The organism is Bradyrhizobium sp. USDA 336, from assembly GCF_044908355.1.
Classification (GTDB): Bacteria; Pseudomonadota; Alphaproteobacteria; order Rhizobiales; family Xanthobacteraceae; genus Bradyrhizobium; species Bradyrhizobium yuanmingense.
The window spans coordinates 2,263,458-2,286,688 of sequence record NZ_JBIYDC010000002.1; the positions used below are offsets into that span (position 1 = coordinate 2,263,458).

19 protein-coding genes and 1 pseudogene are annotated in these 23,231 nt (G+C 65.6%); 7 read left to right on the forward strand and 13 right to left on the reverse strand.

Going from position 1 to position 23,231, the window contains the following annotated elements; genetic code table 11:
- Positions 1–67 precede the first annotated feature (67 nt).
- On the reverse strand, positions 68–754 hold the full coding sequence (locus ABIA45_RS11700; RefSeq protein ID WP_404652092.1) for an RlmE family RNA methyltransferase: 687 nt from the start codon (positions 752–754) through the stop codon (positions 68–70).
- Positions 755–756: 2 nt separating this feature from the next.
- Positions 757–1,830, reverse strand: coding sequence for a Ppx/GppA phosphatase family protein (locus ABIA45_RS11705; protein ID WP_109144056.1), 1,074 nt, complete (start codon positions 1,828–1,830; stop codon positions 757–759).
- Positions 1,831–2,040: 210 nt separating this feature from the next.
- Here ABIA45_RS11705 and ABIA45_RS11710 point away from each other — a divergent pair.
- A pseudogene (locus tag ABIA45_RS11710) lies at positions 2,041–4,414 on the forward strand (xanthine dehydrogenase family protein molybdopterin-binding subunit).
- 174 nt (positions 4,415–4,588) lie between these two features.
- Here the strand turns inward: ABIA45_RS11710 and ABIA45_RS11715 are convergent.
- Positions 4,589–5,389, reverse strand: a complete 801-nt coding sequence (locus ABIA45_RS11715; protein ID WP_404652095.1) for a hypothetical protein — start codon at positions 5,387–5,389, stop codon at positions 4,589–4,591.
- A gap of 106 nt (positions 5,390–5,495) precedes the next feature.
- Between ABIA45_RS11715 and ABIA45_RS11720 the strand changes: the two genes are divergently transcribed.
- Genes ABIA45_RS11720 through ABIA45_RS11730 form a run of 3 tightly spaced genes read left to right on the forward strand, consistent with a single transcriptional unit; the run spans position 5,496 to position 8,884 of the window.
- Positions 5,496–5,987 carry a YaiI/YqxD family protein gene (locus tag ABIA45_RS11720; protein WP_404652097.1) on the forward strand — a complete coding sequence of 164 codons (492 nt, stop codon included), beginning with the start codon at positions 5,496–5,498 and terminating at the stop codon, positions 5,985–5,987.
- 2 nt (positions 5,988–5,989) lie between these two features.
- Positions 5,990–7,801, forward strand: a complete 1,812-nt coding sequence (locus ABIA45_RS11725) for an ABC-F family ATP-binding cassette domain-containing protein (RefSeq protein WP_271547134.1) — start codon at positions 5,990–5,992, stop codon at positions 7,799–7,801.
- Between the two features lie 3 nt (positions 7,802–7,804).
- Entirely contained in the window at positions 7,805–8,884 is a 1,080-nt protein-coding gene (locus ABIA45_RS11730; protein WP_271547135.1) for a D-TA family PLP-dependent enzyme, read from the forward strand.
- Positions 8,885–8,992: 108 nt separating this feature from the next.
- On the opposite strand, the gene ABIA45_RS11735 is transcribed toward ABIA45_RS11730, so the two are convergent.
- The 8 genes from ABIA45_RS11735 to ABIA45_RS11770 all read right to left on the reverse strand — a co-directional run bounded on the left by ABIA45_RS11735 (position 8,993) and on the right by ABIA45_RS11770 (position 18,383).
- Entirely contained in the window at positions 8,993–10,222 is a 1,230-nt protein-coding gene (locus ABIA45_RS11735; RefSeq protein WP_404652100.1) for an NAD(P)/FAD-dependent oxidoreductase, read from the reverse strand.
- A gap of 152 nt (positions 10,223–10,374) precedes the next feature.
- Positions 10,375–11,292, reverse strand: a complete 918-nt coding sequence (locus ABIA45_RS11740; protein ID WP_404652101.1) for an SDR family NAD(P)-dependent oxidoreductase — start codon at positions 11,290–11,292, stop codon at positions 10,375–10,377.
- A 121-nt stretch (positions 11,293–11,413) separates the two neighbouring features.
- Entirely contained in the window at positions 11,414–11,893 is a 480-nt protein-coding gene (locus ABIA45_RS11745) for a MaoC family dehydratase (protein WP_271547138.1), read from the reverse strand.
- A 127-nt stretch (positions 11,894–12,020) separates the two neighbouring features.
- Positions 12,021–13,739, reverse strand: coding sequence for an AMP-binding protein (locus ABIA45_RS11750; protein WP_404652103.1), 1,719 nt, complete (start codon positions 13,737–13,739; stop codon positions 12,021–12,023).
- Entirely contained in the window at positions 13,739–14,659 is a 921-nt protein-coding gene (gene mmsB / locus ABIA45_RS11755; protein WP_271547276.1) for a 3-hydroxyisobutyrate dehydrogenase, read from the reverse strand. Before mmsB ends, ABIA45_RS11750 begins: the two co-directional genes overlap by 1 nt.
- Positions 14,655–15,722, reverse strand: coding sequence for an enoyl-CoA hydratase/isomerase family protein (locus ABIA45_RS11760; RefSeq protein ID WP_404652104.1), 1,068 nt, complete (start codon positions 15,720–15,722; stop codon positions 14,655–14,657). Before ABIA45_RS11760 ends, mmsB begins: the two co-directional genes overlap by 5 nt.
- Entirely contained in the window at positions 15,719–16,864 is a 1,146-nt protein-coding gene (locus ABIA45_RS11765) for an isobutyryl-CoA dehydrogenase (protein WP_404541702.1), read from the reverse strand. Before ABIA45_RS11765 ends, ABIA45_RS11760 begins: the two co-directional genes overlap by 4 nt.
- 22 nt (positions 16,865–16,886) lie before the next feature.
- Positions 16,887–18,383, reverse strand: coding sequence for a CoA-acylating methylmalonate-semialdehyde dehydrogenase (locus ABIA45_RS11770; RefSeq protein WP_036001072.1), 1,497 nt, complete (start codon positions 18,381–18,383; stop codon positions 16,887–16,889).
- Positions 18,384–18,485: 102 nt separating this feature from the next.
- Between ABIA45_RS11770 and ABIA45_RS11775 the strand changes: the two genes are divergently transcribed.
- Complete coding sequence (locus ABIA45_RS11775; protein WP_404652105.1) at positions 18,486–19,394, forward strand: LysR family transcriptional regulator; 909 nt, start codon at positions 18,486–18,488, stop codon at positions 19,392–19,394.
- Positions 19,395–19,536: 142 nt separating this feature from the next.
- Here the strand turns inward: ABIA45_RS11775 and ABIA45_RS11780 are convergent, their stop codons facing one another.
- Both ABIA45_RS11780 and ABIA45_RS11785 read right to left on the reverse strand, forming a co-directional pair.
- On the reverse strand, positions 19,537–20,157 hold the full coding sequence (locus ABIA45_RS11780; RefSeq protein WP_157282218.1) for a TetR/AcrR family transcriptional regulator: 621 nt from the start codon (positions 20,155–20,157) through the stop codon (positions 19,537–19,539).
- Between the two features lie 64 nt (positions 20,158–20,221).
- Entirely contained in the window at positions 20,222–20,755 is a 534-nt protein-coding gene (locus ABIA45_RS11785) for a PaaI family thioesterase (protein ID WP_157282220.1), read from the reverse strand.
- 154 nt (positions 20,756–20,909) lie between these two features.
- On the opposite strand from ABIA45_RS11785, the gene ABIA45_RS11790 reads away from it, so the two are divergent.
- Together ABIA45_RS11790 and ABIA45_RS11795 are read left to right on the forward strand one after the other, a co-directional pair.
- Positions 20,910–21,680, forward strand: coding sequence for an enoyl-CoA hydratase (locus ABIA45_RS11790; RefSeq protein WP_271547143.1), 771 nt, complete (start codon positions 20,910–20,912; stop codon positions 21,678–21,680).
- A 317-nt stretch (positions 21,681–21,997) separates the two neighbouring features.
- Complete coding sequence (locus ABIA45_RS11795; RefSeq protein ID WP_271547144.1) at positions 21,998–23,185, forward strand: acetyl-CoA C-acyltransferase; 1,188 nt, start codon at positions 21,998–22,000, stop codon at positions 23,183–23,185.
- The last annotated feature ends 46 nt before the right edge of the window (positions 23,186–23,231 follow it).

Here is a 23,231-nt window from a genome sequence, read left to right on the forward strand (position 1 = left end):
GGAACGCGTCGAGACATGGATTCCGGGCTCGCCTCTTCGAGGCGCCCCGGAATGACGGAGTGCGAGGCTACGCCGCTCCCCCGCCGCGAAATCCCGTCGCCAGCACGTAGCGTTCCGAGGAATCCTGCCGGCTGGCGGCCGGCTTGACGTGACGCACGGTGGCGAAGTCGCGCTTGAGCTGGGCGAGCAGCTCGGCATCGGCGCCGCTCTGGAACGTTTTCGCCAGGAACGTGCCGCCGGGCTTGAGCACGTCGCAGGCAAAGGCCGCCGCCGTCTCGACCAGGCCGACGATGCGGAGCTGGTCGGTCTTGCGGTGGCCGGTGGTGTTGGCGGCCATATCGGACATCACGACGTCGGCCTTGCCGCCCAGCATCGCGGTGAGCTTTTCGGGGGCATCGTTGTCCATGAAGTCGAGCTGCGCGAAATCGACGCCGGGAATCTCCGGCATCTCCAACAGATCGATGGCGACGACCTTGCCCTTGCCTTCCGTGGAGCCGACGCGCTTTGCTGCGATCTGGCTCCAGCCGCCGGGCGCCGCGCCGAGATCGACCACGGCCATGCCGGGCTTCAAGAGCCGGAACTTATCGTCCATCTCTAAGAGCTTGAACGCGGCGCGCGAGCGATAGCCCGCCGCCTTGGCTTTGGCGACGTAGGGATCGTTGAGCTGCCGCTCCAGCCACAGCTTCGACGACAATTTGCGCTTGCCGCCTGTCTTGACCTGGACGTGCAAGCGGCCGGTGGTGTCCTTGGCCATACTCACCAGCTCCTGAGCGCACCGTCCTCGCGCATCATCTCGACCAGCATGCCCTCGCGCAAGCCGCGGTCGGCGACGCGCAGGCGCGGCAGCGGAAAGGCGCGGCGGATAGCGTCGAGGATGGCGCAGCCCGCCAGGACGAGATCGGCACGCTCGACGCTGATGCAGCTGTTGGCGGCACGCTCCTCGTAGCTCATGCCGAGCAGCTTGTTGATGGTCGCGGTGATGTCGGCATCGTTCATCCAGATGCTGTCGATGCGGCGGCGGTCGTAGCGCGCGAGGTTAAGATGGATGCCGGCGAGCGTCGTCACCGTGCCCGACGTGCCGAGCAGGTGCATGTCGGCGAGATCGCGGCCGTGCTCCTCGGCGAATGGCGCGACGTGGCTTGCGACCTCCTGCTCCATCGCCGCATAGATCTCCGGCGTGACGTCGCGTCCGCCGAACTGCTCGGCGAGCGTGACCACGCCATAGGGAATCGACATCCAGGCTTTGATGCGCGGTTCCGGTTTTTCGGGGTCGCGCTCGATCCGCACCAGCTCGGTGGAGCCGCCGCCGATGTCGAACAGGATCGCGCCCCGCCCCCTGGGATCGACCAGCGGCGAGCAGCCCAGCACGGCGAGCGCGGCCTCGGTCTCGCGGTCGATCACCTCGAGCTCGATGCCGGTCTCGGCCGCAACGCGGCTGCGGAAACCTTCCGCGTTCGAAGCCGCGCGGCAGGCTTCGGTCGCGATCAGCCGCAGCCGACGCGCCTTCCGCAGATTGATCTTGTCGCGGCAGATGCTGAGCGCGGCGATGGCGCGCTCGATCGCGGCGTCGCTGATGCACCCCGTCGCCGAGACGCCCTCCCCGAGCCGGATGATGCGCGAGAAGGAATCGACCACGCGAAAGCCGTCCTGAGTCGGACAGGCGATCAGCAGCCTGCAATTGTTGGTGCCGAGGTCCAGCGCCGCATAGACGCCGGTTCCCGGCGCCTGCGCGCCGACGGCCGGATTGGTGGCCAACGCCACCGCCGCCATCGACCCCTCCAGCTCGCTATGCGGCGCATGGCCGTCGCGGAGCCGCGTGTGGTCATTCATACAAACTGTCTTTCCGCGGCCGGTCGGGCCGGTCTGGAATTGATTATTCGCCTGAAACATTAGCAGCGCGGCAGGCCTGCGCAACAACGCATCACATGGGACCATGTCCAATCGTGCGTTGTCGTGAACGGGGCTGGTGGGTTATCTGAGGGAGTCCGGTGCTCCGCTGCCGCGAAAATGCGCAAATACCGGCTTTTCAGGTCAATTCCCATGCAAGAACACACCAAATCGTCGACGCTCGAGAACCGCTATTGCACTGCAAAAGTATGGCGTCGGGCAACCGGTCCGCCGCAAGGAGGACGACACGCTGGTGCGCGGCAAGGGCCGCTACACCGACGATTTCAACCTCCCGAACCAGGCCTATACCGTGGTCGTCCGTTCGACCCATGCCCATGGCATCATCCGCAGCATCGGCCTCGATGCCGCCAAGGCGATGCCGGGCGTGCTGGGGGCGTGGACCGGCAAAGACCTCGATGCCGCCGGCTACGGCCCCTTCACGTGCGGCCTGCCGCTGAAGAGCCGCGACGGCTCGCCCCTGCTCCAGACCAATCGCCAGCCGCTGGCGACCGACAAGGTCCGCTTCGTCGGCGATCCCGTCGCCTTCGTGGTGGCCGAGACGCTGGCCCAGGCGCGCGACGCGGCCGAGGCGGTCGAGCTCGACATCGAGCCGCTGCCGGCGGTGACCGACCCCGAGGCAGCCGCCAAGCCCGGCGCGCCGCAGCTCTATGACCACATCCCTGGTAACGTCGCGCTCGACTACCACTATGGCGACATGGACAAGGTGAACGCAGCCTTCGCCAGCGCCGCTCATGTGACCAAGCTCGACATCGAGAACACCCGCGTTGCCGTGGTCTCGATGGAGCCGCGCGTGGGGCTTGCCTCCTACGACAAAAAGACTGAGCGCTACACGCTTCAGGTGCCGACGCAGGGCGTTGCCGGCAACCGCGCCAACCTCGCCAAGAACCTGAAGGTGCCGAACGAGAAGGTGCGCATCCTCACCGCCAATGTCGGCGGCTCCTTCGGCATGAAGAACATCAACTATCCCGAGTACATGTGCATTCTGTATGCGGCGAAGGCACTGGGACGCCCGGTGAAGTGGCTGGACGAGCGCTCGACCAGCTTCCTCTCCGACAGCCACGGCCGCGCGCAGAAGATCCATGCCGAGCTCGCGCTCGATGCCGAGGGGCACTTCCTCGCGGCCAAGCTATCCGGCTACGGCAATCTCGGCGCCTACATCACCGGCGTCGCGCCGGGCCCGCTTTCGCTCAACACCGGCAAGAACTTCTCCAGCGTCTATCGCACGCCGCTGATGGCGGTCGACATCAAGGTGGTACTGACCAACACCACGCTAATGGGGGCCTATCGCGGCGCCGGCCGGCCCGAGGCGAACTATTACATGGAGCGGCTGATCGACCGCGCCGCCGACGAGATGGGCATCAATCGCCTGACCTTGCGCAAGCGCAACTTCATCAAGCCGAACCAGATCCCGTTCGCGGCCTCCTCCGGCGTCACCTATGACAGCGGCGACTTCCAGGCCGTGTTCAACAAGGCACTCGAAATCTCCGACCACGAGAACTTCGCCAAGCGCAAGAAGGAGAGCAAGAAGGCCGGCAAGCTGCGCGGCATTGCGGTCGGCTCCTATCTCGAAGTCACCGCGCCGCCGAGCCCCGAGCTCGGCAAGATCGTGTTCGATCCTGACGGCACCGTGCAGCTCATCACCGGCACGCTCGATTACGGCCAGGGCCACGCCACCCCGTTCGCGCAGGTGCTGTGCGAGCAGCTCGGCGTCCCCTTCGAGAACGTGAAGCTCGTGCAGGGCGACAGCGACATCGTCCACACCGGCAACGGCACCGGCGGATCGCGCTCGATCACTGCGACCGGCCAGGCCATCGTGGGTGCCGCAAAGCTCGTCATCGAGAAAGGCAAGCGCGCCGCCGCACATATGCTGGAGGCGTCCGAAGCCGATATCGAGTTTGCCGACGGCAGCTTTACGATCGCCGGCACCGATCGCAGCATCGACATCATGGAGCTTGCCAAGCGTCTGCATGACGGCAAAGTGCCGGAGGGCGTGCCTGACAGCCTCGATGTCGACCACACCAGCGATCCAGTCGCCTCGGCGTTCCCGAACGGCTGCCACGTCGCCGAGGTCGAGATCGACCCGGACACCGGCATAGTGCAGATCGTGCGCTACAGCGCGGTCAACGATTTCGGCACGGTGATCAACCCGATGCTGGTCGCGGGCCAGCTCCATGGCGGCGTGGTCCAGGGCATCGGCCAGGCGCTGATGGAGCACATCCGCTACGACGAGAGCGGCCAGCCGATCACGGGCTCGCTGATGGACTACGCCCTGCCCCGCGCGGAGGACGTCCCCAACATGACGGTCGGCGATCACCCGGTGCCGGCCACCACCAATCCGCTCGGCAGCAAGGGCTGCGGCGAAGCCGGCTGCGCCGGCAGCCTGTCGACGGTGGTGAACGCGGTGCTCGACGCGCTGTCGGACTACGGCATCAAGCACATCGACATGCCGCTGACCCCCGAGCGGGTGTGGCGCGCGATCCAGGAGGCGAAGGCGAAAGCGGCTTAAGGCTGCCCTTCCAACTCTACAACAATGCTGTCATCGCCCGCGAAGGCGGGCGATCCAGTATTCCAGAGGCGCGCGTTGGAGACCTCGCTTTCACCACATCCGCCGCGGCGTACTGGATTCCCCGCCTCCGCGGGGAATGACACCGTCTTTGGAGCGGCGGCTTTGCCTTCCAGCCTACGCCGCCGCCTGCTCGCGCGGCTGGTAGATTGCGGTGTGCTGGCAATGCGCGAGCGGCGTCGTGCCGTTAGCGACGACCAGCGCGTCGAACTCGACGCAGCGGTGGCCCTTCTTCTCGTAGTTCGCGGTGACTTTTGCCCGCGCGGTGATCTCGTCGCCGGCGCGCGCGGCGGACAGCAACTGCATGCGGCTGCCGACGTGGATCCAGGGACCCAGGATGGTGTTGTCCACCAGCACGCGGTTCATAACGCGCTGGATCAGTCCGGGATGGCTTAGCCCCTCGCGCGCGAAGATCGGATCTTTCTCTCTGACATCGGCGAGATAGTCGACCGCATCCTGCCCGGCCCAGCGGCGCGGTGTCGTGCCCAGCCATTTGCCCATCTCGAATGTCGCAGGACTGACAGGCTTGCGCTCGGCGACGGCTGGGACTTCGACATAGTCGCTCAACGATACCGCCGGCACCGCCGCCGGCAGCGACGCCGTTCCCGTGGCACACAGCTCGGTGCGGCTGAACACCTCGATGGTCAGCAGGCCGTTGTGCTCGGTGGCATCGACATCGGCGGTCTCGCCGTCATAGACCGGCTTGATGAAGCGGGCCTCGACCAGCCCGCGAGACAGAAAATCGAGGCCCCATCGGGCGATCGGCACGTGCATCATGTAGGCGAAGACGTCGACGCCGGGGACCAGCCCGCCGGAAAAGCCGAAGCGGCGCGCCACATTGTCGTCGTGCATCTTGTTTTCGGACTGTTTGGCGGTGTTGTAGGCCTCGACGCGATAGGTTTCGAGCCGGTTCGGCATGACTGGCCTTTCCCTGTTATTGTTGTTTCAGGAGCGATCGTAGGGCCTGAGGAACTGGGGTCAATCCCCTCGCCTTTGCGGCCCGAATGCGGTACCACGCGGCGGAATGACCGAGACCCCGACCCGCATCTATGTCGACGCCGACGCCTGTCCGGTGAAGGACGAAATCTATCGCGTCGCGATCCGGCACGGCGTGCCCGTGAGCGTGGTCGCTGGCAATTTCATCCGCGTGCCGCAGGACCCGCTCATCGAGCGCATTGCCGCGGGCAGCGCCATGGACGCCGCCGACAACTGGATCGCCGAGCGCGCGAGGCCTGGCGACGTCGTGGTGACCTCGGACATTCCGCTGGCCAGCCGCTGCGTCAAGGCGGGCGCCGACGTGATCGCCCCGAACGGCAAGCCGTTCACCGAAGAGTCGATCGGCATGACGCTGGCGGTGCGCAACCTAATGACGGATCTGCGATCGGCCGGCGAAGTCACCGGCGGCCCGCGCTCGTTCTCGCCGCGAGACCGCTCCGCGTTCCTCTCGGCGCTCGACCAGACGCTGCGCCGGATCCAGCGCCGCCGCGCAGATCAGGCCGCAACGAGCCAAGGTTAGCCATGGCGCCGCCGCTGATCCAACTCAAAGACATCAGGCTGACCTTCGGCGGCACGCCGCTGCTGTCAGGCGTCGAGCTCAATGTCGCGCCATCCGAACGGGTCTGCCTGATCGGCCGCAACGGCTCCGGCAAGTCGACCCTGCTGAAGATCGCAGCCGGCCTGGTCGAGCCTGACGCCGGCACGCGCTTCGTGCAGCCCGGCGCAACGGTGCGCTACCTGCCGCAGGAGCCGGATTTCGGCGCGCACAAGACCACGCTCGCCTATGTCGAGTCCGGGCTCGCGCCGGGGGACGACCAGCACCAGGCGCGTTATCTCCTGGAGCAGCTAGGTCTCACCGGCGAGGAGGACCCGCACAACCTCTCCGGCGGCGAGGCGCGCCGCGCCGCGCTGGCCTTCGTGCTGGCGCCCTCGCCCGACATTCTGCTGCTGGACGAGCCGACCAACCATCTCGATCTCGCCACCATCGAATGGCTGGAGCAGGAGCTCGACTCCAGGCGCAGCGCGCTCGTCATCATCAGCCACGACCGCCGCTTCCTGACCAATCTCTCGCGGTCCACCGCCTGGCTCGACCGCGGCAGGATCAAGCAGATCGACCGCGGCTTTGCTTCGTTCGAGAGCTGGCGCGACGAGGTGCTGGCGGAAGAGGAGCGCGACCAGCACAAGCTCGATCGCAAGATCGTCGACGAGGAGCACTGGCTGCGCCACGGCGTCTCCGGCCGGCGCAAGCGCAACGTCAAGCGCCTCGCCAATCTGCACGCGCTGCGCGCCCAGCGCCGCAATTATCGCGGCACCGCCGGCAGCGCCAACCTCGCCGCCAGCGAGGCCGAACAGTCCGGCAAGCTGGTGATCGAGGCCAAGGGCATCACGAAATCCTATGGCGCGCGCAAGATCGTCGAGAATTTCTCGACCCGCATCCAGCGCGGCGACCGGCTCGGTATCATCGGGCCGAACGGCGCCGGCAAGACCACACTGGTCAATCTGCTCACCGGCGGCATGCAGGCTGATTCAGGCATGGTGCGACTTGGCGCCAACCTGGAGATGGCCACGCTCGACCAGCACCGCGAAAGCCTCGATCCCAAATCGACGCTCGCCGAAGCGCTCACCGGCGGCCGCGGCGATCAAATCATGGTCGGCGGCAAGCCGAAGCACGTCGTCGGCTACATGAAGGACTTCCTGTTCGCGCAGGAGCAGCGCGGCACACCGCTGGAGGTACTCTCGGGCGGGGAGCGCGGCCGGCTGATGCTGGCGCGCGCGCTGGCAAAGCCGTCGAATCTCCTGGTGCTGGACGAGCCGACCAACGATCTCGATCTCGAAACGCTCGACGTGCTCGAGGAGATGCTTGGCGACTACGAAGGCACCGTGATCCTCATCAGCCACGACCGCGACTTCCTCGACCGCGTCGTCACCTCGGTGATTGCGCCGGAGGGTAACGGCAAGTGGATCGAATATGCCGGTGGCTACAGCGACATGCTGAGCCAACGTGGCGCCGACTTGAAGCGCGAGGCGCCGAAGGCGCAAGCTCCCGTGGAGAAGAAAGAGGAGCGCACTGCCGCTCCCTCGTCGGCGCCCAAGCGGAAGCTCAGCTTCAACGAGAAGCACGCGCTGGAGACGCTGCCGAAGAAGATGGAAGCGCTGCACGCCGATATTGCAAGATTGCAGCGCGTGCTCGACGATCCAAGTCTCTATGCGAAAGATCGCAAAAAATTCGACGACACCTCGGCTGCCATCGCGAAGGCCCACGAAGAGCTGTCGGCCGCCGAAGAGCGCTGGCTCGAACTCGAAATGCTCCGTGAAGAGATTGAACAGGCATAACTCATGACAACAACTCTTGCCGCCAAGATCGCCCGCGAATACGGCACGCCCTGTGCCGTCATCGACATGGACAGGGTCGAGCGCAACATCGCGCGGATCCAGAAGGCCTGCGATGACGCCGGCATCGCCAACCGTCCGCACATCAAGACCCACAAGAACCCGACCATCGCCAAGATGCAGGTCGCCGCCGGCGCCAAGGGCATCACCTGCCAGAAGCTGGGTGAAGCCGAGATCATGGCCAATGCCGGCATCGACGACATCCTGATCAGCTACAATCTGCTGGGCGAGGAGAAGATGGCCCGCCTCGGCGCATTGCAGGCGAAGGCCAACATGACGGTGGCTGCCGACAATTCGACGGTCGTCGCCGGCCTGCCCAAGGCGGCTGCGGCGTCAGGCCGCCCGCTCTCGGTCGTGGTCGAATGCGACACCGGGCGAAAGCGTGCCGGCGTCGAAACGCCGGCAGAGGCGATTGCCCTGGCACGCGAGATCGCGGCATCCAAGGGACTGGAGTTTGCCGGCTTCATGCTCTACCCGACCGAAACAGGCTGGGGCGATGCGCAGAAATTCTACGACGAGGCGCTGGCCGGCGTCCGCGCTCACGGGCTTGACGCCAAGATCGTCTCCACGGGTGGCACGCCGAACCTCGTCAACATCGGCAAGCTCAAGGGCGGCACCGAGCACCGCTTCGGCACCTACATCTACAACGATCGCATGCAGGTCGCCGCAGGTTCGGCGACCTGGGATGATTGCGCACTGCACATCTATTCGACGGTGGTGAGCCGCGCCGCGCCCGAGCGCGGCATTCTCGACGCCGGCTCGAAGACGCTGACCACGGACACCGGCGGACTCGACGGCCACGGGCTGATCCTGGAGCATCCCGAGGCGAAGATCGCCAAATTCGCCGAGGAGCACGGCTTTCTCGATCTCTCCCGCAGCAACACGCGGCCTAATGTCGGCGACGTCGTCCGCATCGTGCCGAACCACGTCTGCGTCGTCGTCAACATGATGGACGAGGTGGTGATGGTGCGCGGCGAGGACATCATCGGCACGCTGCCGGTCGCGGCGCGCGGGAAGCTGCGGTAGGCGCGCGTCCCCACGGCCGTCATTGCGAGGAGCTCTTGCGACGAAGCAATCCAGAATCTTTCCATGGAGAGACACTGGATTGCTTCGCTGCGCTCGCAATGACGGTGGTTAGCGTTTCAGCCACGCCAGCACGCCCCTGCCCGCAGCGGCTCCCGTCGCGAACGAGGCCTGCAGGAGATACCCGCCCGTCGGCGCCTCCCAATCCAGCATCTCGCCGGCCGCAAACGTGCCCGGCAGCTTGCGCAGCATGAAGTGCTCGTCGAGCTCGTCGAACAGAATTCCGCCTGCCGTCGAGATCGCGCGGTCGATCGCCGCTACTCCGGTGAGCTGAACCGGAACAGCGTTGACCAGATCTGCGAGCTCCGCCGGCGAGAACGCGGCCAGCGGCCGGCCTGATGCGATGGCGGCCTCCTGCATGAGGCCGATACCGACCGGCGACAGCTGAGCCGCCTTGCGCAAAAAGTTCGCCAGCGATTGCTTACCGCGCACGCCTGACAGCCGCGCGGTCAGCGCAGCGGTGTCGAGATCGGGCCGCAATGCAATCATCAGCGCCACCTGGCCGAGATTCAACACGGCCTCGCGCAGTTCCGCCGACAGCGCGTAGATCGCACCGCCTTCGATGCCGCTGCGGGTGATCATGGCTTCTCCGCGCACAGTGTGCGCACGAAGCGTCAGCGCCACGCCCTTGAGCGGCTGACCTTCGAAACGGTCGCGGAACACGTTGGACCAAGCGACCGTGAAGCCGGAATTGGCCGGCCGCAGTGTTGAGACGGCAATGCCCTTGGCGGCGAGGATGTCGACCCAGCGTCCGTCCGAGCCAAGCCGCGGCCAGCTTGCGCCGCCCAGGGCGAGCAGCGTGGCGTTAGCGTCGATGGCGGAGCCGCCTTCCGGCGTCTGAAAGATCAGCCGGCCCTCGCCGTCCCAGCCGATCCAGCGATGGCGAAACGCAAAGCGGACACCGGCGGCATCGAGCCGCCGCAGCCAGGCGCGCAGCAAGGGCGAGGCCTTGAACGCCTTGGGAAACACGCGTCCGCTGCTACCGACGAAGGTCGGCTCGCCCAGCGCCTCGCTCCAGGCGCGCAGTGCATCCGGCGAGAATGCCTCGACCGCCGCCTGCAGCTTCGGTGCGGCCTCGCGATAGCGTGCCATGAATTGCGGCAGCGGCTCGCTATGCGTGAGATTGAGCCCGCCGCGGCCGGCCATCAGGAATTTGCGCGCGGCGGACGGCATCGCATCGTAGACGGTGACCCGGGCGCCGCCTTGCGCCAGCACCTCCGCCGCCATCAGCCCGGCGGGACCGGCACCGATCACGGCGATATGGGTGGCGGTGATGGTCATGGCGTGAGTTTAGGCCGAGCCGCGTGCCAAACCAAAGGTCGTCATGCCCGGGCCTGTCCCGGGCATCCACAAGAGCGATGTTCGCGGGTACGAAGACGTGGATGGCCGGGTCAAGCCCGGCCATGACGACTGAGACTGAGATTATGCCGCGCTTAAAGCTTGATCCCCGCCCGCACTGCTGCCTGCGTGACGTATTTCTGCGTCTGCTCGAACGCGCCCTGCAGGGCCCTGGCCTTCGACATGTCGCTGATTTCGGCGAAATGCGCGGCGATCGCATCCGGCGTCCACTCGCTCTCCGGCAGGTTGATACCTTCGCTCTCCAAAATCTTGATCACCGCAAACGAGCCGGCACCGGCGCCCATGATGGTGCGGGTCGGCGCATCCTCGCTCAGCATGTACTCGACCGCGGGCGTGATCGCGTTCGGCTTCATCAGTTGCAGCGCCTGCGGCGGCAGCAGCTCCTCGGTCATGCGCGTCGCCGCCGTCGGCGAGATGATGTTGACGCGGATGTCGTTCTTGCGGCCCTCCTCGGCGAGCACGTTCATCAGGCCGACCATGCCGGTTTTCGCGGCGCCGTAATTGGCCTGGCCGAAATTGCCGTAGAGGCCGGAGGACGACGTCGTCAGCACGATGCGGCCGTAATTGCGGTCGCGCATGCCGGCCCAGGCCGCCTTGCAGCAATAGAAGGTGCCGACGAGATGCACGTCGAGCACCTTCTGGAAATCGGCCACCTCCATCTTGCCGAACGACTTGTCGCGCAGGATGCCGGCATTGGCGCACAAGAGATCGACGCTGCCCCATTCCTTGGTGGCGCGCTCGACCATCGCGGTGACCTGCTCGAAATTGGAGACGTCGGCGCCGTCGGCCATCGCGGTGCCGCCGGCTTTGCGGATCTCCTCGACCACCGCTTCGGCCGGCGACAGCGAGCCGCCGGTGCCGTCACGCGCGCCGCCGAAATCGTTCACCACGACCTTCGCGCCGCGGCTCGCCAGCCCCAGCGCATGCGCGCGTCCGAGACCATTGCCCGCGCCGGTGACGATGGCGACGCGTCCGTCGAACCTGATTGCCATGAGTGCGTTTCCCAGATGTTAGCCGTCATGGCCGGGCTTGACCCGGCCATCCATCAAAATCGACAGGCTTTTGAGCAGCGATGGGTTGCCGGGTCAAGCCCGGCAACGACGGGCCAGGGACTTACGCGAAATAGATCAACCCAAGCCAGTCGGCGACGAGCGCCGGCTTGTCCTCGCCCTCGATCTCCACCGTGACGTTGGTGCGGGACTGCAATTCGTTCGGCTTGCGGAGCTTGGCTTCCGCCAGCACAAAGCGGCCGCGCACGCGCTTGCCCGAGCGCACCGGCGAGATGAAGCGCAACCTGTCGAAGCCGTAATTCACGCCCATCGTGGTGCCCGCGATCACGGGCATCACCTCGTAGGACATGATCGACAGCAGCGACATCGTGAGAAAACCGTGCGCGATGGTGGTGCCGAAGGCGGTCTCCTTCTTCGCGCGGTCCGGATCGACGTGGATGAACTGGTGATCCTCGATCACATCGGCATAGGCGTCGATGCGGGGCTGGTCGATCAGGTGCCATGACGACACGCCGATCTCCTTGCCGACCATGGCCTGATAGGCCTCGAGCGTAACAGGCGGCTTCTTCCAGACTTCGTTCATGGTAACTCCGATTGCCGTCATTCCGGGGCGCGCGAAGCGCGAGCCCGGAATCCATTTGACAGCAAGCTCTGCCGCAAAATGGATTCCGGGTTCGATGCTGCGCATCGCCCCGGAATGACAAGCTCCACTACGTTTCGCCCCGTGTCTTCGCCAGCTCCGGAAAATCCTCCTCGCGGAATTCCCGGCCGCGCAAGGGATCGCCCCGATCGTCGTCGCGTTCGAGCCGTCGTAGCTGGACGCGGCGGATCTTTCCAGAGATGGTCTTCGGCAGCTCGGTGACGATTTCGAGGCGGCGGATGCGCTTGAACGGCGCCAGACGCGCGTGCAGGTGCCTGAAGATCGATAGCGCGGTTTCCGGCGAGCGTTCTGCGCCCGCAGTCAGCAGCACGAAGGCCTTGGGAATCGCAAGCCGGATCGGATCCGGGCTCGGCACCACCGCAGCTTCGGCGACGAGCTCGTGCTCGAGCAGCACGCTCTCCAGCTCAAACGGGCTGATGCGATAGTCGGACGACTTGAACACGTCGTCGGAGCGGCCGACGAAGGTCAAGTAGCCGTCCTCATCTGCGAACACGACGTCGCCACTGCGATAGAGCGCGCCTTCGGCGCCGGACAATTTGCCGTCGTCGCCCTGGTAGCCCTGCATCAGGCCGGCGGGACGGTCATCGCCCAGCACCAGCGTCACCTCGCCTTCTTTCGCTGGATTGCCGTCGGCATCACTGATCTGCACGCGATAGCCCGGCAGCGGCCGGCCCATCGAGCCGATCTTGATCGGCTGGCCCGGCGAATTGCCGGCGAGCGCCGTGGTCTCGGTCTGGCCGTAGCCGTCGCGGATGGTGAGGCCCCAGGCGGCCTGCACCTGGTCGATCACTTCGGGATTGAGCGGCTCGCCGGCGCCGCAGACCTCGCGAAGCGCCACCTTGAACGAGGCAAGGTTCTCCTGGATGAACAGCCGCCACACCGTCGGCGGCGCGCACAGCGTGGTGACGCCGCAGCGGCCGATGGTGGCAAGCAGCGCCTTCGCGTCGAAGCGTGGCTGGTTGACCACGAACACGGTCGCGCCCGCATTCCACGGCGCGAAGAAGCAGCTCCAGGCGTGCTTGGCCCAGCCGGGCGAAGATATGTTGAGATGGACGTCACCGGGCTTCAGGCCGATCCAGTACATCGTGGAGAGATGGCCGACGGGATAGCTGCGCTGGCTGTGGCGCACTAGTTTCGGTTTCGCCGTCGTGCCCGAGGTGAAATACAGCAGCATCGGATCGTCGGCGTTGGTCGGACCATCAGGCGCAAAACTCTCGGAGGCCTTTGTCGCCTCGTCATATGCAATCCAGCCGTCGGAGGCCGCGCCGACGACGATGCGCACGACGTTCTCGGCGCCCAAGCTGGCGAATTTCGTCACCTGATCCTGCGCGGCGACCACCGCCCTGGCCTTGCCGCGATCAAGCCGGTCGCGCAGCTCGTCGGCAGTCAGCAGCGTGGTCGCCGGAATGACGACGACGCCAAGCTTCATCGCCGCCAGCATGGTCTCCCACAGCGGAACCACATTGCCGAGCAGGAGCAGCAGATGATCGCCGCGCTTCAACCCCTGTGCGCGGAGGAAATTCGCGACTTGGTTCGAGCGCTTCGAAAGCGCCGCAAAGGACAGCTTCGTCTGCTTGTCCTGAGCGGCATCGACGATCCAGAGCGCGGGCCGATCCTTGCTGTCCTCATTGGCCGCGAGCTCGACGTCGAACCAGTCGAGCGCCCAGTTGAAAGGAACCGGATCGGGCCAGCGGAAGCCTTTGACCGCTGCCTCGTAATCCGTGCGGTGTTGCAGAAGGAACGCGCGTGCTTCCTGGAATGTGGTCATCAAGCTTTCCCGGCTAAACTCCTAACGTGCTTGATAATTCCGGAAAAATCCACCCCGCCCTGGCCGGCTGCGTCGAAAGACTGATAGATCTCCTGGGCATGCTTGCCGAGCGGCGTCGCTGCGCCCGCAGCCTTGGCCGCCTCCTGCGCCAGGGTGAGGTCTTTCACCATCAGAGTCGAGGCAAAGCCCGGCTTGTAATCGTTGTTGGCCGGCGAGGTCGGCACCGGGCCCGGTACCGGGCAATAGGTGGTCAGCGACCAGCATTGGCCGGACGAGGTCGAAGCGACGTCGAACAGCGCTTGATGCGAGAGCCCAAGCTTCTCACCGAGCGCAAAGGCTTCGCTCACCGCGATCATGGAAATGCCGAGGATCATGTTGTTGCAGATCTTTGCGGCCTGGCCCGCTCCGGCGCCGCCGCAATGCACGATCTTCTTGCCCATGTTCTCGAGCACGGGCTTTGCCGCGGCAAATGCCTTGTCCTCACCGCCGCACATGAAGGTAAGCGTTGCTCCCTTGGCACCGCCGGTGCCGCCGGACACGGGCGCATCGACCGAGAGCACGCCGTGCTTGGCGGCGAGCGCATGCGCGGACCGCGCGCTTTCAACGTCGATGGTGGAGCTGTCGATGATCAGCGCACCCTTGGTCATGGCGGGCACGACGTCGTTCCAGACGCCGAGCACGTGCTTGCCTGCGGGCAGCATGGTGACGACGACATCGGCGCCCTTCACCGCGGCGGGGGCGCTGTCGGCGATGCTGGCGCCATCGGCCTTGGCCTGATTGCGCGAGGCCTCGACGAGATCGAACGCCACCACTTTGTGGCTGGCCTTGACGAGGTTGGCCGCCATCGGGCCGCCCATGTTGCCGAGACCGATGAATGCGATCGTGGCCATTGTCGTTTCCTCCGCTGTCGCGTTGTTAATTGAACTTCAGCTCGTCCGCGCCGATCTCGGCGAGATAGGGCGCAAGCATCTCCGGCGTCACATCCTCGATCCGCGGTGGCGACCAGGTCGGGTTGCGGTCCTTGTCGATCACGGCGGCGCGCACGCCCTCGCGAAAATCATCGCTCCGAAACACTTCCAAAGCGGCGCGGTATTCGCGCACCAGGCACTCTTCCAGGCTCGATGATTGGCGCGCGAGCCGTAGCAGTTTCAGCGTCACCACCATGCCGCGCGGCGATTTTTCGTTCAGCGTCTTCAGCGTGGCCAGCGCGAACTCGGAGCCATCGCGCGTCAACGCAGCGAAAATGTCCTCCATGCGATCGAAGCCGAACAACGCATCGATGACCGGCTCCCTGGCGGCGACCGGCCCCGCAGTCTCGCCGGTGGCGAAGCCGTCGATGAGCTTGCTGACATCGCCTGCGGTCGCACCGGACCGCAGCTTGGTCAGCGCCTCGCGCAGCTCCGGCAATCTCACGGCCGGCACCACCCAATCGGCAAACTTCGCGTGGATCGCGTCAGGCCCGTTCATGGTCTGGCCGGTCAGCCCGAAATAGGTGCCGATCTCGCCCGGCGAATGCGACAGCAGATAGGTACCGCCGACATCGGGGAAAAAGCCGAGGCCGACTTCGGGCATCGCGAGCTTCGTCCGATCGGTGACGATACGGTGGCTGGCATGGGCGGACAGGCCGACACCGCCGCCCATCACGATGCCGTCCATGAAGGCCACATAGGGTTTTGGAAATTTCTTGATCCGGGCATTGAGGATGTACTCTTCGCGCCACAGGATCTTGCCGAGGTCGCCACCAGCCTTCGAGCTTTCCCAGAGCGCGCGGATGTCGCCGCCGGCGCAGAGGCCGCGCTCGCCGGCGCCTTCCAGCAGGATCACGGCAATTGCAGGATCAGCTTCGAACCGATCGAGCGCCTTCTCGATGTCGCGAAACATCTCGAGCGTCACCGCATTGATCGCCTTGGGACGATTGAGCCTAATGATGCCGGCTGCGCCTTCGACGCGCGCGACCAGATCGCCCTCTTCCACCCCGCTCATCGCGCGCCCTCGATCAGTTTGCGCGCCACGATGAGCCGCATGATTTCATTGGTGCCTTCGAGGATCTGGTGCACGCGTAAGTCGCGCACGATCTTCTCGATGCCGTATTCGCTGAGGTAGCCGTAGCCGCCGTGGAGTTGCAGCGCATGGTTGGCGACCTCGAACCCGACATCGGTGCCGAAGCGTTTCGCCATGGCGCAGAGCATGGTGGCGTCGGGGTCTTTGCGATCGAGCGCCGCGGCGGCGCGCCACAGGAAGGTGCGCGCGGCCTCCAACTCGATCGCCATGTCGGCGAGACGGAATTGCAGCGCCTGGAATTCGTCGAGCCGTTTGCCGAACGCCTTGCGCTCCTTCATGTAGGCGCGCGCCTTGTCGAGTGCTGCTTGCGCGCCGCCGAGCGAGCACGCCGTAATGTTGAGACGGCCGCCGTCGAGGCCGGCCATCGCGATCTTGAAGCCTGTGCCCTCCTCGCTCAGGCGATTGGCCACAGGCACGCGGGCGTTCTCGAATATCACCGCGCGGGTCGGCTGCGCGTTCCAGCCCATCTTGCGCTCGTTGGCGCCAAAGGAGACGCCGGGTGTCTTGCCGTCGATGACAACGGTCGAGATGCCGCCGGGGCCATCACCGCCGGTCCTGACCATCGCGACCAGCAGGTCGGTGCCGCCGGCGCCAGAGATGAACTGCTTCTGGCCGTTGAGCACATAATGGTCGCCGTCGCGCACCGCGCGGGTGCGGAGCGCTGCCGCATCGGAGCCGGCACCCGGCTCGGTCAGGCAGTAGCTGGCGATCAGCTCCATGGTACAGAGCTTCGGCAGCCATTGGTGGCGCTGGGTATCGCTGCCGAAGGCATCGATCATCCAGCTCGCCATATTGTGGATGGAGATGAAGGCCGAGGTGGTCGGGCAACCCGTCGCCAGCGCCTCGAAGATCAGCGCCGCGTCGAACCGCGCCATGGCGGAGCCGCCGACATCGTCGCGGATGTAGATGCCGCCCATGCCGAGCGTGGCAGCCTCGCGCATGACCTCGACGGGGAAATGCTTCTCCTCGTCCCAGCGCAGCGCGTGCGGCGCGATCTTCTCGGCCGCAAACGCCAATGCCATGTCGCGAACCGCGATCTGATCCTCATTCAGAGCGAACTGCATCCGGCCTCGCTCCTTAAGAGGATTACTTCATCAGCGGAATCGAGAACTCCGCGCCTTCCTTGACGCCCGACGGCCAGCGCGAGGTCACCGTCTTGGTCTTGGTGTAGAAGCGGATCGAGTCCGGGCCGTGCTGGTTGAGATCGCCGAAGCCGGACTTCTTCCAGCCGCCGAAAGTGTAATAGGCGATCGGCACCGGGATCGGCACGTTGATGCCGACCATGCCGACGTTGACCCTGGCCGCGAAGTCGCGCGCGGCGTCGCCGTCGCGGGTGAAGATGGCAACGCCATTGCCGTAGTCGTGGTCCGACGGCAGCGCCAGCGCTTCCTTATAGTCGTGCGCGCGCACCACCGAGAGCACCGGGCCAAAGATCTCTTCCTTGTAGATCCGCATGTCCTTGGTGACGTTGTCGAACAGCGAGCCGCCGAGATAGAAGCCGTTCTCGTAGCCCTGCATCTTGAAGCCGCGCCCGTCGACGGCGAGCGTCGCGCCTTCCTTGACGCCGATGTCGATGTAGCTCTTGACCTTCTCGACCGCCTCGCGGGTCACGAGCGGACCGTAGTCGGCCGACGGATCGATCGAGGTGCCGATCTTGAGCGACTCGACGCGCGGGATCAGCTTTTCCATCAGGCGGTCGGCGGTGGACTTGCCGACGGGGACCGCGACGGAAACGGCCATGCAGCGCTCGCCGGCCGAGCCGTAGCCGGCGCCGATCAGCGCGTCCACGGCCTGGTCCATGTCGGCGTCGGGCATGACGATGGCGTGGTTCTTGGCGCCGCCGAAGCACTGGCAGCGCTTGCCGGTCTGCGCGGCGCGCTCGTAGATGTACTGCGCGATCGGCGTCGAGCCGACGAAGCCGATGGCCTTGATGTCGGGATCGTCGAGGATGGCGTCGACCGCCTCCTTGTCGCCGTTGACGACGTTGAGGATGCCGGCCGGCAGGCCCGCTTCCATCATGAGTTCAGCGAGCAGCATCGGCACGCCGGGGTCGCGCTCCGAGGGCTTGAGGATGAAGGCGTTGCCGCAGGCGATCGCCGGCGCAAACTTCCACATCGGGATCATCGCCGGGAAATTGAACGGCGTGATGCCTGCGACGACGCCGAGCGGCTGGCGCATCGAATAGATGTCGATGCCGGGGCCGGCGCCTTCGGTGTACTCGCCCTTCATCAGATGCGGAATGCCGCAAGCGAATTCCGCGACTTCTAGGCCGCGCTGTATGTCGCCCTTGGCGTCGGGGACGGTCTTGCCGTGCTCGCGCGCGAGCAGCTCGGCGAGCTTGTCGTAATCGCGCTGTACCAGCTCAACAAATTTCATCATGACGCGGGCGCGGCGCTGCGGATTGGTCGCGGCCCATTCGGGCTGCGCGGCACGCGCGTTCTCGACGGCGGCGCGGACTTCGGCCTTGGACGCCAGCGCCACCTTGGCCTGAACGTCACCGGTCATCGGCTCGAAAACGTCGGCGGTGCGGCCAGAGGTGCCCTTGACCTCCTTGCCACCGATGAAATGTCCGATTGAACGCATGGAATGGTCTCCTTCAGGCCCAGCGTGGTCGCTTTGACAAATCCTATTGACCTGCATTTTATAGGATTCAAGTCTGAGATAATGCACCATAGATGTGCGAAAATGCTGGATCAAGGCGCTATCGATTGGGACGACTTTCGCTTCGTGCTGGCCATCGTGCGGGGCGGCTCGGTGTCGGCTGCGGCAAAACAGCTGGGGGTCGACCATGCCACCGTGATCCGCCGCGTCGACCGGCTGGAGAAGCACCTCTCGGCCAAGCTGTTCGACCGGCGCAAGACCGGCTACCTCCTCACCGAGGCCGGCCAGCGCGTCGCCGACAGCGCCGAAGCCATGGAATCGACCATCGTCGCCAACCAGGAGCAGGTCGGCGGCTCCGTGGCGCGGCTGACCGGGACGGTGCGGATCGGCGCGCCTGATGGGTTCGGCACCGCCTTCCTGGCGCCGCGGCTGACGCCGTTCGCGGACCGCTATCCCGATCTCGATTTGCAACTTGTGGCAACCGCGCGGCTGTTCAGCCTCTCCAAGCGCGAGGCCGATATCGCCATCAGCCTGACCATGCCCAAGGAAGGCCGCATCGTCGGCCGCAAGCTGCTCGACTACCGCCTCGGGCTCTACGCGGCCCCCACGTATCTCGACCGCTTCCCCAAAATCGACTCGCGGCAGGATCTGACGCAGCACCGCTTCGTCGGCTACATCGAGGAACTCTTGTTCACGCCGGAGCTCGACTATCTGCCGCAGGTGTCGCCGCGAATCTCGGCGCGCTTCCGCAGCGCCAACCTGATCGCGCAGCTCAACGCCACGCTTTCAGGCTTCGGCATCGCCGTGCTGCCGCACTTCACGGCGAGCGACTATCCGCAGCTCGTCGCCGTGCTGCCCGACGAGATCTCGATCACGCGGACGTTCTGGATGTTGATGCACGCCGATAGCAAGGACCTGGCGCGGATCAGGGCCGTGGCGGATTACATCAGCGAGATCGTGGAGCGCGAGCGGGCGTTGTTTGCGGGGCGGTAGACTGCCACTCCCGTAGGGTGGGCAAAGCAGTGAGACGCGCGGATGCGCGGCTCGTAGCGTGCCCACCACAACTGGTTCAATCGTGGAGGGAAGATCGTGGGCACGGCGCTAACGCGCCTTTGCCCACCCTACGGCACCTCGCCTAGTTCTTCGTCTTCTTCAGCATCGTCGCTTTCGCAGGCTCACGCTTCGCTCCCTCGAGCGCGTGGTCTCGGCCCGCCTTCAGCATCTCGTCGGACAATTCGCTCGAGCCGGCGATGCGCGCGAGCAGCATGGTGCCCGCCATCGTCGCCAGCGTCGCGATCGCCTGCTTGCGTGCCGCCTTGCGCGGCATGTTCGGGATGGTGTCGGTCAGGGCCTCGATCATCTCGTCCAGCTTGCCGGCAAAGGCCTTGCGTGTCTTCGGGCTCTCGCGGGCGATCTCGGCTCCCAGCGCGGGAATCGAGCAGCCGTGACCGGGATTGTCGCGATGCAGCGTGGACAAATAGCTTTCCGCGATCAGCGCCAGCCGCTTTTCCGGAGCGACCTCGCCGGTGAGCTTGCGCCAGTGTTCCATCGAACGGTCCATCGCGTAGGCAAAAGCCTCGATCACCAGCGCCTCGCGGGAATCGAAATGCGCGTAAAAGCCGCCGTGGGTCAGGCCCGCCTCCTTCATGAGGTCGGCGACGCCGATACCGTGGGCACCCTTCTCCCGCAGCCGCACCGAGGCCTTCTTCACGATGCGGTCGTGGGTTTCCTGCTTGTGTTCCCGGGAATAGCGCATGCGGAGCTCATTGGATGTCGGAGATCATCTCATAACACGCAAATGACGAAATGGGTGCATTAATTCATGTCAAGTTGCCGCCGATCATGGAAAACGTCGCGGTTGCGTGCACCGCAAGTGCGCCCTTGCCGTCACGGACGAAGCCCTCGGTATAGCTGGTCTGGCGTCCAAGCTTGATCACCTTGCCTTCGGCCGAGATCAGCCCGGAACGCACTGAGAGCGGACGCAGGAACGCCAGCTTCAGCTCGAGGGTCACCGAGCCCAGGCCGGCTTCGAGCCGGGTCGAAATGGCACAGCCCATGGCGGTATCGAGCAACGCGGCCGCGGTCGCTCCGTGGAGCAGACCGATGGTATTTTCGAGATCCTCGCGCGGCTCCAGTTCCATGACAATCCGGCCCGGCTCGACCACGGCCATGGTGAACCCGATCAGCTTGGCAAAGGGCGGCGGCGGCAGCCGGCCGTCGCGGATGCCCAGCATGGTGTCCATGCCCGACAGGCCCATGGCCGCCCGCGCAACCGGCGCAGGCACCTGCCAGTCCACCACGCGCTCGCGCCGCTGCGCAGGCGAAAACAGGTCGGGTTGATCGTCACCGGTCATGGCAGCCTCTTTACATGATAGATATCATACTATGCCACGGACTTCACGCTGGCAACCCGCCTTCCCTGCCGCTTGACAAGAAGCGTGTTTCGGCCCGGAAGTGATCCCGACCGGCGCGCCCCGCGCATGTCCACGAAAGCTTCGAGACTTGACGATGGAAATGCTCAACAATCATTGCGGCGTGACGCGCGATGCGCGCGGCGTCGTTCATGTCGCGATCTGCAACGCCGGCCCGCTCAACATTCTCGGCTCGCCGGTCACCGACGCCGTGCGCGAAGGCCTGCAGCAGCTCGCATCCGACCACAGCATCCGCGTCGTGGTGCTGCGCGGACAGAGCGAGAAGAGCCTGATCGGCGGAGCCGACATCAAGGAGATGGCCGGGCTCGACCAGACATCCGCCGAGGCCTTCATCAGCCGCCTGCGCGATCTTTGCGAGGCAGTTCGCCAGTTTCCTGCTCCGGTGATCGCACGCATGCCCGGCTGGTGCCTCGGCGGCGGGCTCGAAGTGGCCGCGGCCTGCGACTTCCGCATCGCCGCGCACGACGCTCATTTCGGCATGCCGGAGGTGCGTGTCGGCATCCCCTCGGTGATCCATGCCGCGCTGTTGCCGCGCCTGATCGGTTGGGCCCGCGCGCGCTGGCTGGTGATGACGGCGGAGAATATCGATGCGCCGACGGCGCTGGCATGGGGCCTGGTCGACAAGATCGCCGCGCCCGGCGAACTGGATGCCGAGGTCGAGCATCTAGTGAAGGCGCTGCTCGATTGCGGCCCTGAGGCGCTGCGATCGCAGAAGGCACTGCTGCGGCAATGGGAGGAACTTCCGCTGACGGAGTCGGTGAACCTCAGCGTGAAAGTGTTCGGCGAGTCGTTCCTGACGGACGAGCCGACGCGGCTGATGGGCGCGTTTGTGAACCGGAAGCGATAGGCGCGCTGTGATGGGTTAGACTCTTTCCATTTCAAAGGTGTCATGCCCCGGCTTGACCGGGGCATCCAGTACGCCGCAGCCTCTCGGCTCAATCATAGCCGCCTCTGGAATACTGGATCGCCCGGTCAAGCCGGGCGATGACAACGGTGTGTGTGGAACGCCCAGCGCTTGATCCCCATCCCGCACAACCTCCCCCCAATCGCACGACCAAATCTCATCCGGCCCACGACATTTTCTCATCCCTGCCGCGGTTGCATTTTTTGCGTCGCATCATATGATGATCATAATCTTACACGTCATCGCCAGGGAGTCTCGTCATGGCCGAACCCGTCGTCATCGTCTCTGCTGCACGCACCCCGCTCGGCCGCTTCATGGGCGAATTGTCGCCGCTCCCCGCGCACAAGCTCGGATCACACGTGATCGGGGCGGCGCTGGAGCGTGCCAAGCTCGCTCCGGAGAAGGTCGACGAGGTCTTCATGGGCTGCGTGCTGCCGGCAGGCCAAGGCCAGGCGCCGGCGCGGCAGGCGGCGCGAAGCGCCGGTCTGCCCGACGCCACTGGCGCGACCACGGTCAACAAGGTCTGCGGTTCCGGCATGAAAGCGACCATGCTGGCGCACGACATCATCCGCGCCGGCTCGGCCGACATCGTCGTCTCCGGCGGCATGGAGAGCATGAGCAACGCGCCCTACCTGCTCGCCAAGGCGCGCGGCGGCTATCGCGTCGGCCATGACCGCATCATCGACCACATGATGATGGACGGCCTGGAGGATGCCTACGAGACCGGCCGTTCGATGGGTGATTTCGGCGAGGCCACGGCAGAAGCCTATCAATTCACTCGCAAGGACCAGGACGCTTATGCGATGGAGACGCTGAGCCGCGCCCGCAAGGCCGTCGAGGGCGGCGTGTTCAAGGCCGAGATCGCGCCGATCACGCTGACCGAAAAGGCCGGCCCGCGCGTGATCGCCAATGACGAGCATCCGCTCAAGGTCGACCCCGCCAAGATCCCCGGATTGAAGCCGGCATTCCGCGCCAACGGCACCATCACGCCGGCCGCCTCCTCCGCCAATGCCGACGGCGCCGCCGCGCTGGTGCTGACGAAGCGCGCGCTTGCCGACCGGGGCGGCCTGCCTGTTCTCGCCGAGATCAAGGGCCACGCCACCCACAGCCAGGAGCCGCAATGGTTCACCACGGCGCCGATCCCGGCGATCCGCAAGCTGCTGGACAAGGTCGGCTGGAGTGCGGGCGACGTCGACCTGTTCGAGATCAACGAGGCCTTTGCCGTGGTGGCAATGGCGGCACAGCGCGACCTCGGCATTCCCCGCGAGAAGCTCAATATCAACGGCGGTGCCTGCGCGCTGGGCCACCCGATCGGCGCCACCGGCGCGCGGCTGATCGTGACGCTGCTGCATGCGCTGGAGGCCAATAACCTCAAGCGCGGCATCGCCGCACTCTGCATCGGCGGCGGCGAAGCCACTGCGATTGCGGTGGAGCGCCGCGCCCGCTGACGCAGACGTCCGAAAACGAGGGAACTCTGTCATTTGCGACAGACAC

Excerpts from the sequence above, each read along its gene's own strand:
- ABIA45_RS11725 (WP_271547134.1), top strand. The coding sequence starts at position 5,990 with ATGGCGCCGCCGCTGATCCAACTCAAAGACATCAGGCTGACCTTCGGC.
- ABIA45_RS11785 (WP_157282220.1), bottom strand. The coding sequence starts at position 20,755 with ATGACCGGTGACGATCAACCCGACCTGTTTTCGCCTGCGCAGCGGCGC.
- ABIA45_RS11780 (WP_157282218.1), bottom strand. The coding sequence starts at position 20,157 with ATGCGCTATTCCCGGGAACACAAGCAGGAAACCCACGACCGCATCGTG.
- ABIA45_RS11705 (WP_109144056.1), bottom strand. The coding sequence starts at position 1,830 with ATGAATGACCACACGCGGCTCCGCGACGGCCATGCGCCGCATAGCGAG.
- ABIA45_RS11700 (WP_404652092.1), bottom strand. The coding sequence starts at position 754 with ATGGCCAAGGACACCACCGGCCGCTTGCACGTCCAGGTCAAGACAGGC.
- ABIA45_RS11790 (WP_271547143.1), top strand. The coding sequence starts at position 20,910 with ATGGAAATGCTCAACAATCATTGCGGCGTGACGCGCGATGCGCGCGGC.
- ABIA45_RS11735 (WP_404652100.1), bottom strand. The coding sequence starts at position 10,222 with ATGACCATCACCGCCACCCATATCGCCGTGATCGGTGCCGGTCCCGCC.
- ABIA45_RS11720 (WP_404652097.1), top strand. The coding sequence starts at position 5,496 with ATGACCGAGACCCCGACCCGCATCTATGTCGACGCCGACGCCTGTCCG.
- ABIA45_RS11795 (WP_271547144.1), top strand. The coding sequence starts at position 21,998 with ATGGCCGAACCCGTCGTCATCGTCTCTGCTGCACGCACCCCGCTCGGC.
- ABIA45_RS11740 (WP_404652101.1), bottom strand. The coding sequence starts at position 11,292 with ATGGCAATCAGGTTCGACGGACGCGTCGCCATCGTCACCGGCGCGGGC.
- ABIA45_RS11775 (WP_404652105.1), top strand. The coding sequence starts at position 18,486 with ATGCTGGATCAAGGCGCTATCGATTGGGACGACTTTCGCTTCGTGCTG.
- ABIA45_RS11770 (WP_036001072.1), bottom strand. The coding sequence starts at position 18,383 with ATGCGTTCAATCGGACATTTCATCGGTGGCAAGGAGGTCAAGGGCACC.
- ABIA45_RS11750 (WP_404652103.1), bottom strand. The coding sequence starts at position 13,739 with ATGACCACATTCCAGGAAGCACGCGCGTTCCTTCTGCAACACCGCACG.
- ABIA45_RS11765 (WP_404541702.1), bottom strand. The coding sequence starts at position 16,864 with ATGCAGTTCGCTCTGAATGAGGATCAGATCGCGGTTCGCGACATGGCA.
- ABIA45_RS11730 (WP_271547135.1), top strand. The coding sequence starts at position 7,805 with ATGACAACAACTCTTGCCGCCAAGATCGCCCGCGAATACGGCACGCCC.
- ABIA45_RS11715 (WP_404652095.1), bottom strand. The coding sequence starts at position 5,389 with ATGCCGAACCGGCTCGAAACCTATCGCGTCGAGGCCTACAACACCGCC.
- ABIA45_RS11745 (WP_271547138.1), bottom strand. The coding sequence starts at position 11,893 with ATGAACGAAGTCTGGAAGAAGCCGCCTGTTACGCTCGAGGCCTATCAG.
- ABIA45_RS11760 (WP_404652104.1), bottom strand. The coding sequence starts at position 15,722 with ATGAGCGGGGTGGAAGAGGGCGATCTGGTCGCGCGCGTCGAAGGCGCA.